Here is a 15,132-nt window from a genome sequence, read left to right as displayed (position 1 = left end):
TAACAATTAATACATTTTTGGAAAGGAGCAGGATTTTTGCTTAGGAGCATGACGGGCTTTGGCCGGGGTGAATCGTGCGGGCAGGGCAAAAAATTTACGGTGGAACTTAAATCTGTGAATCATCGTTTTTGTGAAGTTGTCCTGCGCCTGCCCCGGAATATGGTTTCTCTGGAGGATCCAGCCAGGAGGCTGATTCAGTCCCGCATCTCCCGCGGGCGGATTGACGGTTACTTTTCCGTGGAGGAATGCGGTGAACAAAGTCCAGTTGTAAAAGTTGACAAAGCCCTGGCTACATCGTATTATAAGGCAATGGAGGAATTAAAGGTCACCCTGGGGTTAACAGATCCCGTCACCATACAGCATCTGATTAATCTACCGGGAGTGCTGGTGGTGGACGAGCCTGTTGAAGATGATGATGCATGGTGGCCCCTGGTTTCCGAGGCCCTGGAACAGGCGCTGGATGGTTTGGTGCAAATGCGCCTTTCCGAAGGTAGCCAGCTTAAGGTGGACTTGACCCGCCGCCTGGAACGGATTGCGGAACTGAACGAGCAAATCAAAGCCAGGGCACCACAGGTGGTCACGGAGTACCACAACCGCCTGACCCAAAGACTGCAGGAGTGGTTGCGCGATATACCGCTGGATCAGGCCCGGCTGGCTACGGAGGTGGCAATTTTTGCCGAGCGTTCCAGTATTGCCGAGGAAGTGGTACGCCTGGCAAGTCATATAGCCCAGTTCCAGGACTTTCTGAACGAGGGTGGCCCCGTGGGCCGCAAGCTGGACTTCCTGATCCAGGAGATGAACCGGGAGATCAACACCATTGCCTCTAAAGCGCCTGACCTTGAAATCAGCCGGGTGGTGGTGGAGGTAAAAAGCGAACTGGAGAAGATGCGGGAACAGGTGCAGAATATCGAATAATCCCGTGGCAGGGGGGAAAATGATGGAGATTAGATTAATTAATATCGGCTTTGGTAATATTGTTTCGGCAAACCGCATTGTGGCTATTGTCAGCCCCGAATCGGCACCTATCAAGCGCATTATTAACGAGGCCCGTGATCAGGGCAAGCTGGTGGATGCCACCTACGGGCGGCGTACCCGGGCAGTGATTATTACCGATAGCGATCACGTAATTCTCTCCGCCGTACAGCCGGAAACGGTAGCCCATCGTCTGGTAAACAAGGAGAGCACTCCTGCCCACCCGGAAGAGCGGCCGGATGAATAATCATGAAATCAGAGGGCATATTGATGGTACTGTCCGGTCCTTCGGGGGCCGGTAAAGGTACCGTTTGCCGTGCTTTGCTGGAAAAACAACCGGGGATTCACCTTTCCATTTCCGCTACGACCAGAAAACCCCGGGCCGGTGAAGTGGACGGGGTTAATTACTTTTTTGTCTCCCGGGAAAAGTTCCAGCAAATGATCGATGCCGGGGAATTGCTGGAGTGGGCGGAAGTATATGGCAACTATTACGGTACGCCGCTAAAAACGGTAGAGGATGCCCTGGCCAGGGGTGAGGATGTGCTCCTGGAGATTGATGTTCAGGGGGGCCTGCAGGTAAAAAAGAAGTTTCCCTCAGCGGTACTGGTTTTTCTCCTACCCCCTTCCCGGGCTGCGTTGGCCGAGCGCCTTACCGGTCGCGGTACTGAACCCGTCGAAGAGATTCAAAGACGGTTGCACTGGGCTAACACGGAATTAGAGTTCCTTTTCCGTTACGATTATGTGGTGATTAACCGGCATGTTGAGGAAGCTGTAGCTGCCCTTCAATCAATTCTTGTGGCCGAAAAATGCCGTCCTCAGCGCATAAAAATGGATGAAAGCTGGGGTAATTTAATGGATTTTAAAGGGAATTCCTGGTGAGTGCGGGGGATCGCCATGAACCAACCATCTTTGGACGAACTAATGAAAAAAGTTGATAGCCGCTACACGCTGGTCGTGGTGGTGGCGAAAAGAGCAAGAATGCTGACGGAAACAGGCGAAGAAGAAGGAGATAACCCGGCAGTAAAGCCGGTTACCAGGGCATTACACGAAGTTGTCCGGGGTCAGATCCGTTACCGCCGGACCAAACATGGCGTTAAGTAGTGCATGGGGGGGCGAAAAGCATGCTTGAGGGCAAGTCCGTCATCCTAGGCGTAACCGGGGGAATTGCCGCCTATAAAGCCGCGGAGTTAGCCAGTGCCCTCGTCAAGGCCGGTGCCCTGGTGGACGTGGTCATGACACAGGCGGCACAGGAATTTGTGCGACCCCTAACCTTTGCCGCCCTTACCGGGCGACCGGTGCATACTGCCCTGTTCGGCCCCCCTGCCGGTGGAGCTATTCCCCACATTGAGCTGGCCACCAGGGCCGATTTAGTTGTGATTGCCCCGGCCACGGCAAATATACTGGCCAAGCTGGCCCACGGCCTCGCCGATGATCTTTTAAGCTCCCTGGTTTTAGCGGCTACCTGCCCCGTGCTTCTCTGCCCGGCCATGAACGCCAGCATGTATGCGCATCCGGCGGTGCAGGCCAACCTTAAACGGCTTGTTGGGATGGGTTACCATGTTTTAGAACCGGAGGTGGGCCGCCTGGCCTGCGGTGTGGAAGGTCGCGGTCGCATGCCTGCCCCTGAGGTCATCCTGGGACATATCAAAGGCCTGTTCTCTTTACCGGATGATCTTGGTGGATTAAAAGTACTGGTTACCGCCGGAGGGACCAGGGAGCCCCTGGATCCGGTGCGTTATATCTCCAACCGCAGCTCGGGTAAAATGGGCTATGCCCTGGCCGCGGCAGCTATACAGCGCGGGGCTGTGGTTACCCTGGTATCCGCTCCCACCAGTTTGGACCCGCCCGCCGGCGTGGAGCTGGTTTCCGTCGAAACCGCCCGGCAGATGTACGAGGCTGTAATGGAACGCTTTTCCACCCAGGATGTGGTGATTAAAGCGGCAGCAGTGGCCGACTACCGCCCCAAAATAGTAGCGGGCCAGAAAATAAAAAAGACCGGGGAAACTCTGATCCTGGAACTTGAAATAAATCCCGATATTTTATATGAATTGGGGCAACGCAAAGAACCACACCAGACACTGGTGGGTTTTGCTGCTGAAACCGAAGATTTGGAGGCCAATGCCCTGCAAAAGCTGCGCAAAAAAAATCTGGACCTGCTTGTGGCCAATGATGTTACCCAACCGGGTGCGGGCTTTGGCACCGACACCAACATTGTCAAGCTGTTCTATCGCGACGGACGTGTCCAGTCCCTGCCTGTGATGGACAAAAAAACACTGGCACACCGCATTCTCGATGCGGTTGTAGAGCTGCGTTCCCAGACGCACAGCTAAAAGGTCTTTATCTTACCATAAAGTGAGGTATACTTGATTTCCTTCTTTGGTGGCTCTGATCAGTTCACAATGGCGCAAAACCGCAAACTGTTTTTCCAGTTCCCACTGGGGCAGATCAAAGGTACTGGCCAGTTCTTCCTTGGTTGCCTTTCCCTTTGTTTTGATGTATTCATAAATTCTCTTCTGGAGCGGGGTCAACCCGTCGGTGCCTATCTGTCCCAGATGTGTTCTGGTGGCTTTAGCGCTGGCCACGGCTGCCGGGTCGCAGGGTTTCGGAGGTTGCAGGGCGGCAATATAACAGTCCTCGCATAAAGTTTGCCCGTAATATTCGTAGCTATCTTGGGGTAATACTTCTTCCTCACATCTGGCGCACTTCAAAGCGATCAGCCTCCTTAACAAAAGTGTTAAATTTCCGCCCGTTTGTGGCCGGCGGCTTCAAAGGCCTTTTACAATTTATCCAGGCCCTGTTGCAGTTTAACTAAAAGACGGATAAGGGTTTCCTTTTCTTCGATGTTTAAGCTGGATGTGGCTCGTTTAAGCAGGTCCATGTGCAGGGGTAAGACCCCGTGGATAAGCTGTACGGCCCTGGGAGTGATTTGGGCGCGGATCACACGCCGGTCTTTAGGATCAACAACACGGACTACCAGCCCGTCCCTTTCCAGCCGGTCCACCAGGCCGGTAATATTGGCCCGGCTAACCAGCATGCGCTGCCCCAGTTCGGAAAGGGGAAGACCCTCTTCCCCGGCATAATAAAGTTCCATCAGGGCATTAAATTTGGGCTGGGAAAGGTTGAAATGGGCAAAGTGCCTGGCCAGCAAGTCTTCCAGCAGATCCATGGTTCGGGTAAGCTCAATTACGGTACGTACGGCCAGGTAACCTTCTCCCTGGGTCTGGTTTTTTTCTGGAGGCAAGCGCATTCCTCCTAAAATGTTCTTGTACTTTAATTGTAAATATATTAAATACTTCCGTCAATGGTTAATACCCGTTCATATATTCCCTGCGGGCACAGGATTGCTTAATTTTTGACACTTGTAAGGTTGTAAATGTATCCTTTCAGCGCTATGGGCAGTAAAATATACCAGGGGGTGAGTCCCATGTTCTTCCATCCCTGGTTTTGCGCGCCTTATTGTCCGGAGCGGCATAAGTGGCGCCAGGTCGACAAAGTCGACATCCGGCTTGGGGAATTAACCATGCGCATGAGCCGTCGCAACAAGATAAGTGTGCCGGCGGAATTTTCGGCCTTTATTCCAAGGGCTGAATTGCGCCGGCGTTATTACAGCGGTGGAGAGCTGACCCGGGAAGACGAATTCATTTTAAGCAGCATTACCATTACCCACGCCCCCCGTTTTCCCTCGGAGGAAGGACAGTTACCGGTACCGGTGCCGCCGCCCGGGATGCTGGAGGCGGCCGCCAAGGGTGCGGAAACGAAAAAACCGGTATTTACCATAAATTGGCAGTTTGAGAGACCGAAAAAAGAGCCCCCACCGGAGGTTTCTGCCCCGCCCCCCCGGGCCTGTGTACCCCGCCTGAAGTTTGGTAGCAGGGAGAGATAAGGTTGCACGCGGAAGTGCTGGTGTCTTTAGCTCTCCGCCAGGTGGACAAGGTCTTTCATTATAACGTGCCCCCTTCCCTGGCCGGCAAGGTGCAGGTTGGCAGCCGGGTGCTGGTACCCTTCGGTCGCCGTAAAGTAGAAGGCTATGTGGTTGGTTTTAGTCCGGCACCGAACCCTGCCGATTTAAAGGATGTGGCTGCCCTTTTAGACGAGGGGCCCCTATTCACCCCCTACCAACTGGCCCTGGCCCGCTGGATGGCGGCCTATTACCTCTGCCCTACGGTTAAAGCACTGCGAGCCATGATCTGGCCCCTTTTACAGGTAAAGGGGCCGAAAAAGGTACGGGGATTGTGGCCGGCGGCCTGCTGCGAGGTTCCCGATCCCCGGCGAGCACCAAAGAGTGCTGCGGTGTGGCAGGTTATTCAGGCCCGCCCCGGCCTGTCCAGGAAGGAGCTGGCAGAAGCGGCCGGCGTTTCCCCCCGGGTGGTGGATGCCATGGTTGCCAGGGGGCTTTTACGCAGTGAGGAGCGCATTGAGTCCCGGGACCCGTGCCAGGATCTGCCTGAAAAAAGGATAAAACCACCTGTTCTCCATGGGGAACAGATCCGGGCGGTAAGTAAGATTATTGAGGCCCTGGATCAAAAAGGTGGACGGCAGGTTTTTTTGCTCCACGGGGTAACGGGCAGCGGGAAAACTGAGGTTTACCTCCACGCCATCGCTGCGGCCCTGGCCCGGGGAAAACAAGCCATGATGCTGGTTCCGGAAATTGCCCTTACCCCCCAGATGATTGATATTTTCAGGGGGCGTTTTGGCCGCCGGGTGGCTGTGCTACATAGCCGCCTTTCTGACGGGGAAAGATATGATGAATATCAGCGCCTTCGTACCGGGGAGGCCGGGGTGGTGCTGGGTGCCCGCTCGGCCATTTTTGCCCCCCTGGAACAACCCGGTTTGATCATTTTAGATGAGGAACACGAACCCTCCTACAAACAGGAGGAAAGCCCTCGCTATCATGCCCGGACGGTGGCCCTGCGTTTGGCCGGGTATGCCGGGGCGGTGGTAGTTCTGGGTAGCGCGACCCCCTCCCTGGAATCATATTGCCAGGCCGTTGGTGGGGGAGCGTACCATTTACTAGAAATGACCCGGCGGGTAGGCGAACTCCCCTTGCCTTCCGTGCGCCTTGTCGACCTGCGGCGGGAGTTGCAGGAAGGGAACAAGGGCATCTTTTCCCGTGCTCTCCAGGAAGCCATCGCCCGGCGATTATCCCGCCGGGAACAGGTTATCCTTTTTTTAAACCGGCGGGGTTATTCCACGCTTGTGGTTTGCCGGGAGTGCGGTCTGGTGCTGAAATGCCCCCACTGCGATATTTCCCTCACCTATCATGTCAGCGGGCGGCTACGCTGTCATTATTGCAACTACAGTGTGCTGGCTCCCTCCCTGTGTCCCGGTTGCGGTAGCCGGCATGTAGCCTATCTTGGTATGGGCACCCAAAAGGTAGAACAGGAAATCCGGCGATTATTTCCCACGGCCCGCGTCCTGCGGCTGGACAGCGATACCGTAGGCCGGCGGGGTGCCCACAGGGAGATCGTAGATAGTTTTCGTGAGGGTGAAGCGGACATCCTCATTGGTACCCAGATGGTGGCCAAGGGGCTGAATATTCCCGGCGTAACCCTGGTTGGAGTAATCAATGCCGATATTTCCCTTTATATGCCCGATTTTCGGGCCAGCGAACGTACTTTTCAGTTGCTCACCCAGGTGGCCGGTCGCTCCGGCCGGGGAGAGCAGGGGGGAGAGGTGCTGATCCAGACTTATTCTCCGGAACATTATGCCGTAACCTGTGCCCAAAACCACGATTACCAGGGGTTTTACCGCCGGGAAATGGCTTTAAGGCGGACCCTGGGCTACCCTCCTTATACCCACCTCGCCCGGTTGCTGGTCACCGGGAGGATGGAAAAGGAGGTCCAGGAGGCGGCAGGTTTCCTGGCCCAAGCAGTCCATGCTGCTGGCGTGCCGGTTGAACTGCTGGGGCCGGCCCCTGCTCCCCTCACCCGCATTAAGGATCGCTACCGCTGGCACCTGGTATTGAAAGCTTCGGCGCAGGGCGTTCTGCGGGAAGCGGTAACGGCCGCCCTGGACAGTTTCTCCGGAACGGGCCGGTACCGCCGGGTTCAGGTTTCCGTGGACATTGCCCCACAGAGTATGATGTAATTGAGGAGGTTTAAGGGGTGGCAGTTTTTAAGATCGTCCTTTATGGAGATGATGTTTTGCGCGAAAAGGCCAGGCCGGTTGCCAAAATTACCCCCAATATTCATAAGCTGCTGGATAACCTGCGGGACACCATGTATTACGCCCGGGGAGTAGGGCTGGCCGCACCCCAGATCGGGGTGTCAAAGCGGGTAATTGTTGTGGATATTGGAGAAGGCTTAATTGAGTTAATCAATCCTGAAATTGTAGAGGCCCGGGGAGAAGAAACTGATACCGAAGGATGTTTGAGCCTACCCAATGTAGTAGGGGAAGTGACCAGGGCCACTGAAGTGCGGGTCAAAGGGCTGGATAGGCACGGTAACCCGGTAGAACACCATGCCAGGGGTTTCCTGGCCAGGGCATTGCAGCATGAAATCGATCACCTGGATGGTATACTATTTATTGACCGGGCCGTGCGCATCCGGCGCGTCAAACCAGGGGCCTGATAAGGGAGCGAAGGATTTATGCGTGTTGTGTTCATGGGTACTCCCGGCTTTGCCGTGCCCGCCCTGAAGGCACTGGTGGGTGCCGGATACCCGGTGGTGGGAGTGGTTACCCAGCCCGATCGTCCCAAAGGAAGGGGCAAAAAAATTCAACCCTCTCCGGTGAAACAGGCTGCATTGCACATGGGACTACCGGTCCTGCAGCCCGTCCGGGTACGGGACGCTGCCTTTGTTGAGCAGCTTAAACAGCTTGGGCCGGAAGTAATTGTGGTGGCGGCCTTTGGACAGATCCTGCCGCCCTCCATTTTGCACCTCCCTCCCCGAGGGTGTATCAATATTCATGCTTCTTTACTGCCCCGTTACCGTGGAGCTGCTCCCATTCACCGAGCGATCATGAATGGGGAGAGGGAAACGGGTGTAACCATCATGCTCATGGACGAGGGTCTGGATACGGGTGACATCCTGTTGCAGCAGGCCGTAGTTATTAATGAAGCGGATAATGCCGGGGCGATTCACGACCGGCTGGCCCAACTGGGGGCGGAGCTTTTGCTGCAAACCCTGAACCTCTTAAAACAGGGACGCCTTCATCCCCGTCCCCAGGAAGACAGTCTCGCCACCTATGCACCCCCCTTGACCCGGGAGGATGAAATAATTGACTGGGAGAGACCCGCCCGGGATTTATACAACCAGATCCGGGGGCTGGACCCCTGGCCAGGTGCCCGGACCTGGTGGGGAGAAAAGGTGCTCAAGGTCTGGCGGGCGGGGGTGAAGGAGGAAGCTGCTCCAAAAGGAGCCTTGCCCGGCCAGGTGATAGCCGCCGGTGAGGAACTGGTGGTGGCCACGGGCAGGGGGTGTCTATCTTTGCAGGAAGTGCAACTGCAGGGGGGGCGGCGTTTGCCCGTGGCGGAGTTTTTGCGCGGCCACCCCCTGGCTCCGGGGACGGTTCTGGGCCGGTCAAAGGGCGGTTGCTATTCATGAACACTCATAAGCGGCTATTCTTAGGGCTTTTAGGAGCCAGCCTGTTATTGGTAGCTTTACTGGCGGCGGGTACCTGGTACTTGATTTTTAACCCGGCCCGTTCGATTGCCTACCAGGTGATTCTTTTTACCATGGTTTCCCTGCTGGTAGGGGTTGTCTTCTGGGCTTTTGGCGGCCTGGCGGGAATAGTAATTACCCTTCTGGCAGCCCGTACCTTTGAGCCGCTGCAGGGACCCATGCGGGTGGCCGTAAGTTTGTTTTTCCCGGTGGCCCTTGCCCTTGGCCGCCTGCTGCGCATAGACTCCAACCGGATTAAAAGATCCTTTATTGAAGTCAACAACCAGCTGGTACAGGCCAGGCACCTGAAGGTGCAACCAAAAGAATTGCTTTTGCTTGTACCCCACTGCCTGCAGTACAGCGAATGTCCCCATAAAATCACGGTCCATGTTGACAACTGCCGCCGTTGTGGGAAATGCTGTATAAGCAAGTTGCTGGAATTAAAGGATAAATACGATTTTAATATGGGACTGGCTACGGGGGGTACCCTGGCCCGCAAATACGTGCGGGAATACCACCCCCGGGCGATTGTAGCCGTTGCCTGCGAACGAGATTTGGCCAGCGGTATTCTGGACAGCAATCCCATTCCCGTTCTGGGGGTGACCAATGAGCGACCCTACGGACCCTGTTTCAATACCTGCGTGTCCATACCCATGGTGGAGGGAGCCATTCGCTGCTTTTGCGGGTTGGATAAGGAGTGATTTGTTTTGGCCCGGATCAATGCCAGGGAAGTGGCCTTAAAGGTTTTATATGCCGTGGATCAGGAGGAGGCATATGCCAACCTGGCCCTGGACCGCATTCTGGAACATTACCGCCCGGGAAAGCTGGACCGGGCCTTTGCCACCGAGCTGGCCTACGGCGTCCTGCGCCGTTTAAATACTCTAGACTGGCTCCTGGGCCACTTCTTACGCCAACCCCTGGCCTCCCAGAACCCGTGGATCCGTAATATCCTGCGTCTCGGGGCCTATCAAATCATGTACATGGAGCGGGTGCCCGATGCAGCGGCATGCAATGAGTCCAGCGAACTGGCTCGCCGTTACGGTCACCCCGGGGTGGTGGGTTTTGTAAACGGGGTGCTGCGTAACCTGGCCCGGCGGGGCAGGCAGATACCTTTTCCCGATCTAAATGACGACCCGGTTGCCCACATTTCCCTTCGTTACTCCCATCCGGCCTGGCTGGTCCGGCGCTGGCTTAAGGAATATGGCCTGGAGGAAACGATAGCCCTCTGTCAGGCCGACAACAGCCCGGCTCCCAACACGGTACGTACCAACACCCTGAAGGTCAGCCGTCAGGAATTAATGGAACGCTTAAGGGAAGAGGGTGTGACGGCGGAACCAGCCTCCTTTGCTCCGGAAGGGTTGAAGATAGCCGGTTTTCCTTCCCTGCATGGCTTTGTTCCCTTTGAAGAAGGCCTGTTCCTGGTCCAGGATGAAAGCTCCATCCTGGTGGGACATGCCCTGTCGCCTTTTCCGGGGGCGCGGGTACTGGATGCGGCAGCTGCTCCAGGTACCAAGACCACACACCTGGCCCAGTTGATGGGGGATCGGGGGGAAATAACTGCCCTGGACATCCATCCCCACAAAATAAAATTGATTGCTGCCAACTGCCGCCGGCTGGGCATCACCTGTGTCCGGCCCGTGGAGGCGGATGCCCGTTACCCTGACCAGAGTATGCATCAATGGGCCGATTTTGTCCTTCTGGATGCCCCCTGTTCCGGGTTGGGGGTGCTCCGGCGGCGGCCCGATGCCCGCTGGCGCAAGACCGAGGGTTCCATTGCGGAAATGGCAGGCCTGCAAAAAGAGATGCTGGAGGGGGCGGCCCGCTGCTTGAAACCGGGCGGGGTGCTGGTGTACAGTACCTGTACCGTAACCAGGGAAGAAAACCTCGGCCAGGTGGAAGACTTTCTAACCCGCCATCCAGAGTTTCAACTGGAAGATCTTTCTACACTTTTGCCTGCCGGTCTGGATGAACAGGGAACCCTGTCCCGCGGTTACATCCAGCTTTTACCTCACCGGCACGGGATGGACGGATTTTTCATGACCCGCCTGCGCAAGAGGTTCCCCGCGTGAATGGCAGTCCGCCCCGAAGAAACGGCTTTCCCAACCAGGGACATTGCCGTCTCATAGTAAAGGCTCCAGGATCTGAAAATTTTTAGTTGCGGGTATGGTATAATATAATGAAATGATAGGTGATGTCGACGAAACGGGGAACACGGCCATGGTTAATTTAAAGGACCTCACCCTTGACCAGATAAAGGACCTTTTAGGCCGGTTGGGGGAACCGCCTTACAGGGCCCTGCAACTGGCCCGCTGGCTTTTTCAGCGGGGTTGCCCGTCCTGGGATGAGATGACCGATTTACCCAAGGACTTGCGGGCCAGGCTAAAAGAAATGGCCCTTTTGCGGGGCTTGACCCTGGTTCAAAAGCAGGTTTCCCGCCGGGGGGATACCATCAAATACCTCTTTGGCCTGGCCGACGCCCAGGCCGTAGAAAGCGTGTTCATGCGCCACGCATACGGCCGTTCCGCCTGCATCTCCACTCAGGTTGGTTGCCGTATGGGCTGTTGTTTTTGTGCTTCCACCATTGGCGGCCTTATTCGCAACCTTTCACCGGGGGAAATGTACGATCAGGTTTTGGCCATGCAATCCGATGTTGGTGAGAGGATCAGCCACGTGGTACTCATGGGTTCCGGGGAACCCATGGATAACTTCGATCACGTTATGATTTTCCTGGAACATCTTACCGCACCCTACGGTTTGCATATTGGGTACCGGCATATTACCCTCTCTACCTGTGGGGTAGTACCGGGGATTTTAAAGCTGGCCCGGCGGCGCCTGCCCCTAACCCTGGCCGTATCCCTGCACGCTCCCAACGATGAGCTGCGTAACCGGCTCGTGCCCATCAACCGGCGCCATCCCCTGGGGGAGTTGATACCCGCCTGCCGGGAATACATAAAACTTACCGGCCGGCGCATCACCTTTGAATATGCCCTTTTGGCTGGGGTGAACGATAGCCCCCGCTGTGCCCTTGAGCTGGCCCGGTTGGTAAAAGGATTGCTTTGCCATATCAACCTCATCCCGGCGAACCCCGTGGGCAGAAGGGATTTTTCCCGCACTCCCGCGACGCGGGTACAGCACTTCAAAAATTTGCTGGAAAAGGCCGGGCTTTCAGTAACGGTGCGGCGGGAACTGGGCAGCGATATTGATGCCGCTTGCGGGCAACTGCGACGCCGGGTCCTGGGATTGAATGGGTAGGGAGGGGGACCCCCATGGGACTCTTTTCCGGTTTGGAAGGCAGTTTGGAAAAATACATTGAGGGCTTCTTCCGGGATAAATTTAAAGGCCGGGTACAACCTTTGGAAATGGCCAAGAGGTTGGCCCGGGAAATGCGGGACCGGAAACGGGTAAGTATCAGCCGGGTTTATGTACCCAATGAGTTCACAGTTTATTTACACCCGGAGGATTACCGTGCGGTCTCTTCGATTGCTCCACTTTTGGCCAGGGAGTTACAGGATTACCTGTCCCAAAAAGCGCAAGAAAAAAACTTTACCCTGGTTGCCCCTCCCCGGGTGGAAATCCAGGAGGACGCGGCAGTACCGGAAGGGCAGATGCGTATTGAGGGACGCTTTGGGGAAGCGGTTTACATACCTGGCGAGGAGGAAGCACGCCCGGCTGGAAACAGGGAAGGGGAGTTCGAGGATACCCTGCAATATCAACCGGCCCGGCACACTGCCCCGGTACCGGTGGTTCCCGCGGGGCCCAGGGCGCGCCTGGTGGTCAAGGCCGGCCCCCAGGAAGGAAGGGTTTTCACCCTGCGACCCTCCACCATGGTCATTGGCCGGCGGGATACCTGTGATGTAGTTTTAAGCGATGGCAGTGTCTCCCGCCGTCACGCCCAGCTAGAATACCGGGGCGGCGAGTATGTGATTACAGATTTGGGCAGCACTAACGGTGTTTATGTTAATGGAGTACGGGTGAATACCAGGGTATTAGCTCCGGGGGATACCATTAAAATGGGCGCCACCCTTTGTGTTTTCGAGGTGGAATGATGTGCTGGGTCTTTTGCTGACGGTATTGCGGTATCTTTTCCTCTTTCTCCTCTACGCTTTCTTATTTGTAGTAGTCCGCCAGATGTTTTTGGGCCTACGGGAAAACCCGACCACGGCTGCGGCTGGGGGAGGCCCCGGCAGTGACACTAAGCCTTTCCCTGGTTACCGGGAGGCTACCGTCCCGAAACCGGGTGGGCGGCTGGTGGTTCTGGCCAGTCCCGATCCCCGGCTGGAAAAGGGGATGACCTTTTACCTGGGGGAAAGGACTACCCTGGGCCGGGGAGAACATAACGACCTGGTTATTCCCGATCCTTTTTCCTCCCAGGAGCATGCGGTTATTTTTTCCCGGGGTGACCAGTACTGGGTGCAGGATCTGGGTAGTCTAAACGGTACCTATCTTAATGAGGTGCGCCTGGACCGGCCCACCGTTCTGGCCGATGGCGACCGTTTACGTATCGGCGGTGTTACCTTTCAATTTGTGAGGTGGGCTTATGAAGTGGAGTCAAGCCAGTGACGCGGGGCTGGTACGGCGGGTAAATGAAGACAGCCTGTGCGTAGAACCCGGTTTGGGTTTATTTGCCGTGGCCGATGGTATGGGCGGCCATCAGGCCGGCGAAATTGCCAGCCGGATGGCCATCGCCGAACTGGTGCGCTTCCTTAAGGCACACCATCCCCTCCCGGACGATCCGGGAACAATACTGGTACAGGGTGTGCAGGAAGCCAACCGTCTGGTTTATCAGTTATCTTCCAGTAGCGCGGGCTACAGGGGTATGGGTACCACCTTGACCGCGGCACTGGTTATAAAAGATTATCTTTACCTGGCCCATGTAGGAGATAGCCGCATATACCTGTTGCGCGAGGGAAAAATGCACCAGCTTACGGAAGATCATTCCCTGGTGCAGGAACTGGTCCGGCTGGGGGGCCTCAGTGAAGAGCAGGCCCGTTGTCACCCCCAGCGCAATGTGCTCACCCGGGCCCTGGGTATTGAACCCAGGGTAGAAGTGGATGGAGGGCGGGTGAAACTCCAGCCGGGTGACAAAGTACTCTTGTGCACCGATGGTTTAACGGTGCATTTATCGCCCCAGGAGATAGGCACGCTGGTGGAAAAAAACCCGGATTTGAACCGGGCCGTGAACAAGCTGTTGCAGGCCGCCCTGAAGCGGGGTGGCAGTGATAACATTACCGTGATCCTGATGGCGGTGGAATAAAGGTGTTTTTTCCGAGGACATACCATTTGCGGGCCGTCGAAGGAAAGTTGCTTTTTTGGGCCTTCGCTTACCTGCTGGTGGGGGCGGGAGCACTTTATTTCCTTAAACCGGCACCGTCCACAGCGGTGGTACTGGTGGGGGCGCTGACCACCATGGCGGCCTTCTGGGGTCTGCACTACTTCTGGTCATGGACCAGTTTTGGCGGGGATCCCTTTTTGCTGCCCCTGGTGGCCCTTTTTTCCTCTACCAGCCTGGTTTTTCTTTATCGTTTAAATCCGGCTTACGCGTTCCGCCAGTTTGTGTGGTTGATGATCGGCCTGTTCACCCTTTGGATGATTACCCGCTTTTTGATCCGTTACCGGGTGCTGGCCGATTATAAGTATGTTTATGCCCTGACGGGGGTAATTGGTCTTTTGCTGCCCATCTTTTTTGGGGTGGAGCAGGGAGGGGCAAAAAGCTGGCTTGATTTAGGATTGTTTCAGGTGCAGCCTTCGGAGTTTGTGAAGATCCTGCTGGTGCTCTTCCTGGCCGCCTTTCTGGCGGAAAACCGCCTGGCCCTGGCTGAAGGCACCCGGACGGTAATGGGCGTAGCCCTGCCGGCACCGCAGGAATGGGGGCCGTTGCTGGCCATGTGGGGTATTTCCCTTTTGCTCTTAGTCTTTCAAAAGGACCTGGGTGCTGCGCTCATTTATTTTACCACCTTTTTAGCCATGGTTTACACCAGCACTGCCCGGATGGCCTATGTTTGCCTGGGAGGGGCGCTCTTTTTAGCCGGGGCGGCAGGCAGCTACGTCCTTTTCGAACACGTGCGGCTGCGGGTGGAAGTCTGGCTCAATCCCTGGCAGTACGTGGAAACCGCCGGTTACCAGGTGGTTCAATCCCTTTTCGCCCTGGCAGCGGGTGGACTCACCGGATCCGGACTAGGTGCCGGCCTGCCCCAGTTCGTTCCGGCGGTGCATACTGATTTTATTTTTGCGGCTATAACTGAGGAATTGGGTCTGGCCGGCGGCCTTGGCCTGTTAATCATTTACATGCTCTTTGTCTACCGGGGGTTCGTTATTGCCCTGGCGGCCCGGGATGATTTTGCCTGTCTTCTGGCAACAGGGTTTACCGCCTTAATGGGACTGCAGGCCTTTATCATTATTGCCGGGGTGACCAAGCTGTTGCCTTTAACCGGCGTTACCTTGCCCTTTGTCAGTTACGGCGGTAGTTCCCTAGTGGCCAATTTCATCATTTTGGGCCTTTTATTGAATATATCCCACGAGACACAGCTTTTAAAGCCGTTGGAAAACGATTAGCGCTTTT

At 55.9% G+C, this 15,132-nt stretch carries 18 protein-coding genes; 16 read left to right on the top strand and 2 right to left on the bottom strand.

Features of this window, described 5'->3' with window-relative positions:
- Positions 1-36: 36 nt before the first annotated feature.
- From J2Z49_RS04435 to coaBC, 5 genes are read left to right on the top strand one after another with little or no spacing between them, the layout of a single operon-like run.
- Positions 37-915 carry a YicC/YloC family endoribonuclease gene (locus tag J2Z49_RS04435; RefSeq protein WP_307400196.1) on the top strand — a complete coding sequence of 293 codons (879 nt, stop codon included), beginning with the start codon at positions 37-39 and terminating at the stop codon, positions 913-915.
- Between the two features lie 22 nt (positions 916-937).
- Positions 938-1,219 carry an extracellular matrix/biofilm regulator RemA gene (gene remA, locus J2Z49_RS04430; protein WP_307400195.1) on the top strand — a complete coding sequence of 94 codons (282 nt, stop codon included), beginning with the start codon at positions 938-940 and terminating at the stop codon, positions 1,217-1,219.
- A 2-nt stretch (positions 1,220-1,221) separates the two neighbouring features.
- On the top strand, positions 1,222-1,851 hold the full coding sequence (gmk, locus tag J2Z49_RS04425) for a guanylate kinase (RefSeq protein ID WP_307400194.1): 630 nt from the start codon (positions 1,222-1,224) through the stop codon (positions 1,849-1,851).
- Between the two features lie 15 nt (positions 1,852-1,866).
- A complete protein-coding gene (gene rpoZ / locus J2Z49_RS04420; RefSeq protein ID WP_072867167.1) occupies positions 1,867-2,073 on the top strand; it encodes a DNA-directed RNA polymerase subunit omega in 207 nt (68 codons plus the stop codon).
- Positions 2,074-2,093: 20 nt separating this feature from the next.
- Positions 2,094-3,302 carry a bifunctional phosphopantothenoylcysteine decarboxylase/phosphopantothenate--cysteine ligase CoaBC gene (coaBC, locus tag J2Z49_RS04415; protein ID WP_307400191.1) on the top strand — a complete coding sequence of 403 codons (1,209 nt, stop codon included), beginning with the start codon at positions 2,094-2,096 and terminating at the stop codon, positions 3,300-3,302.
- Between the two features lie 12 nt (positions 3,303-3,314).
- Here the strand turns inward: coaBC and J2Z49_RS04410 are convergent, their stop codons facing one another.
- Together J2Z49_RS04410 and J2Z49_RS04405 are read right to left on the bottom strand one after the other, a co-directional pair.
- Complete coding sequence (locus J2Z49_RS04410) at positions 3,315-3,680, bottom strand: hypothetical protein (RefSeq protein ID WP_307400189.1); 366 nt, start codon at positions 3,678-3,680, stop codon at positions 3,315-3,317.
- 68 nt (positions 3,681-3,748) lie between these two features.
- Positions 3,749-4,213, bottom strand: coding sequence for a MarR family winged helix-turn-helix transcriptional regulator (locus tag J2Z49_RS04405; protein ID WP_242656210.1), 465 nt, complete (start codon positions 4,211-4,213; stop codon positions 3,749-3,751).
- Between the two features lie 183 nt (positions 4,214-4,396).
- Between J2Z49_RS04405 and J2Z49_RS04400 the strand changes: the two genes are divergently transcribed.
- The 11 genes from J2Z49_RS04400 to J2Z49_RS04350 all read left to right on the top strand — a co-directional run bounded on the left by J2Z49_RS04400 (position 4,397) and on the right by J2Z49_RS04350 (position 15,125).
- Positions 4,397-4,855 (top strand): hypothetical protein, encoded by a 459-nt coding sequence (locus J2Z49_RS04400; protein WP_307400187.1) that lies wholly within the window; start codon positions 4,397-4,399, stop codon positions 4,853-4,855.
- 2 nt (positions 4,856-4,857) lie between these two features.
- Complete coding sequence (priA, locus tag J2Z49_RS04395; protein WP_307400186.1) at positions 4,858-7,059, top strand: primosomal protein N'; 2,202 nt, start codon at positions 4,858-4,860, stop codon at positions 7,057-7,059.
- A gap of 17 nt (positions 7,060-7,076) precedes the next feature.
- The gene (def, locus tag J2Z49_RS04390) at positions 7,077-7,541 is read left to right on the top strand and encodes a peptide deformylase (protein ID WP_307400184.1); all 465 of its coding nucleotides are present in this window, start codon (positions 7,077-7,079) and stop codon (positions 7,539-7,541) included.
- 18 nt (positions 7,542-7,559) lie between these two features.
- Positions 7,560-8,516 carry a methionyl-tRNA formyltransferase gene (fmt, locus tag J2Z49_RS04385; RefSeq protein ID WP_307400182.1) on the top strand — a complete coding sequence of 319 codons (957 nt, stop codon included), beginning with the start codon at positions 7,560-7,562 and terminating at the stop codon, positions 8,514-8,516.
- On the top strand, positions 8,513-9,274 hold the full coding sequence (locus J2Z49_RS04380) for a DUF116 domain-containing protein (RefSeq protein ID WP_307400180.1): 762 nt from the start codon (positions 8,513-8,515) through the stop codon (positions 9,272-9,274). Before fmt ends, J2Z49_RS04380 begins: the two co-directional genes overlap by 4 nt.
- Before the next feature lie 6 nt (positions 9,275-9,280).
- Positions 9,281-10,642, top strand: coding sequence for a 16S rRNA (cytosine(967)-C(5))-methyltransferase RsmB (gene rsmB / locus J2Z49_RS04375; protein WP_307400178.1), 1,362 nt, complete (start codon positions 9,281-9,283; stop codon positions 10,640-10,642).
- Positions 10,643-10,754: 112 nt separating this feature from the next.
- Positions 10,755-11,825 carry a 23S rRNA (adenine(2503)-C(2))-methyltransferase RlmN gene (gene rlmN / locus J2Z49_RS04370; protein WP_307400177.1) on the top strand — a complete coding sequence of 357 codons (1,071 nt, stop codon included), beginning with the start codon at positions 10,755-10,757 and terminating at the stop codon, positions 11,823-11,825.
- 14 nt (positions 11,826-11,839) lie between these two features.
- A complete protein-coding gene (locus tag J2Z49_RS04365; RefSeq protein ID WP_307400176.1) occupies positions 11,840-12,619 on the top strand; it encodes an FhaA domain-containing protein in 780 nt (259 codons plus the stop codon).
- A gap of 1 nt (position 12,620) precedes the next feature.
- Entirely contained in the window at positions 12,621-13,133 is a 513-nt protein-coding gene (locus J2Z49_RS04360; RefSeq protein WP_307400174.1) for an FHA domain-containing protein, read from the top strand.
- Complete coding sequence (locus tag J2Z49_RS04355; RefSeq protein WP_307400172.1) at positions 13,111-13,827, top strand: Stp1/IreP family PP2C-type Ser/Thr phosphatase; 717 nt, start codon at positions 13,111-13,113, stop codon at positions 13,825-13,827. The genes J2Z49_RS04360 and J2Z49_RS04355 overlap by 23 nt, the downstream gene beginning before the upstream one ends.
- A 2-nt stretch (positions 13,828-13,829) precedes the next feature.
- Positions 13,830-15,125: an FtsW/RodA/SpoVE family cell cycle protein gene (locus J2Z49_RS04350; protein ID WP_307400170.1), complete on the top strand. Its 1,296-nt coding sequence runs from the start codon at positions 13,830-13,832 to the stop codon at positions 15,123-15,125.
- The last annotated feature ends 7 nt before the right edge of the window (positions 15,126-15,132 follow it).

The sequence above is a fragment of the Desulfofundulus luciae genome, assembly GCF_030813795.1.
In the GTDB taxonomy this organism is placed as follows: domain Bacteria; phylum Bacillota; class Desulfotomaculia; order Desulfotomaculales; family Desulfovirgulaceae; genus Desulfofundulus; species Desulfofundulus luciae.
Note: the sequence above shows the minus strand (reverse complement) of the source record. Positions and strands in the feature narration are given on the sequence as shown.

Excerpts from the sequence above, each read along its gene's own strand:
- remA (WP_307400195.1), top strand. The coding sequence starts at position 938 with ATGGAGATTAGATTAATTAATATCGGCTTTGGTAATATTGTTTCGGCA.
- gmk (WP_307400194.1), top strand. The coding sequence starts at position 1,222 with ATGAAATCAGAGGGCATATTGATGGTACTGTCCGGTCCTTCGGGGGCC.
- rpoZ (WP_072867167.1), top strand. The coding sequence starts at position 1,867 with ATGAACCAACCATCTTTGGACGAACTAATGAAAAAAGTTGATAGCCGC.
- coaBC (WP_307400191.1), top strand. The coding sequence starts at position 2,094 with ATGCTTGAGGGCAAGTCCGTCATCCTAGGCGTAACCGGGGGAATTGCC.
- J2Z49_RS04400 (WP_307400187.1), top strand. The coding sequence starts at position 4,397 with ATGTTCTTCCATCCCTGGTTTTGCGCGCCTTATTGTCCGGAGCGGCAT.
- fmt (WP_307400182.1), top strand. The coding sequence starts at position 7,560 with ATGCGTGTTGTGTTCATGGGTACTCCCGGCTTTGCCGTGCCCGCCCTG.
- J2Z49_RS04380 (WP_307400180.1), top strand. The coding sequence starts at position 8,513 with ATGAACACTCATAAGCGGCTATTCTTAGGGCTTTTAGGAGCCAGCCTG.
- rlmN (WP_307400177.1), top strand. The coding sequence starts at position 10,755 with ATGATAGGTGATGTCGACGAAACGGGGAACACGGCCATGGTTAATTTA.
- J2Z49_RS04365 (WP_307400176.1), top strand. The coding sequence starts at position 11,840 with ATGGGACTCTTTTCCGGTTTGGAAGGCAGTTTGGAAAAATACATTGAG.
- J2Z49_RS04355 (WP_307400172.1), top strand. The coding sequence starts at position 13,111 with ATGAAGTGGAGTCAAGCCAGTGACGCGGGGCTGGTACGGCGGGTAAAT.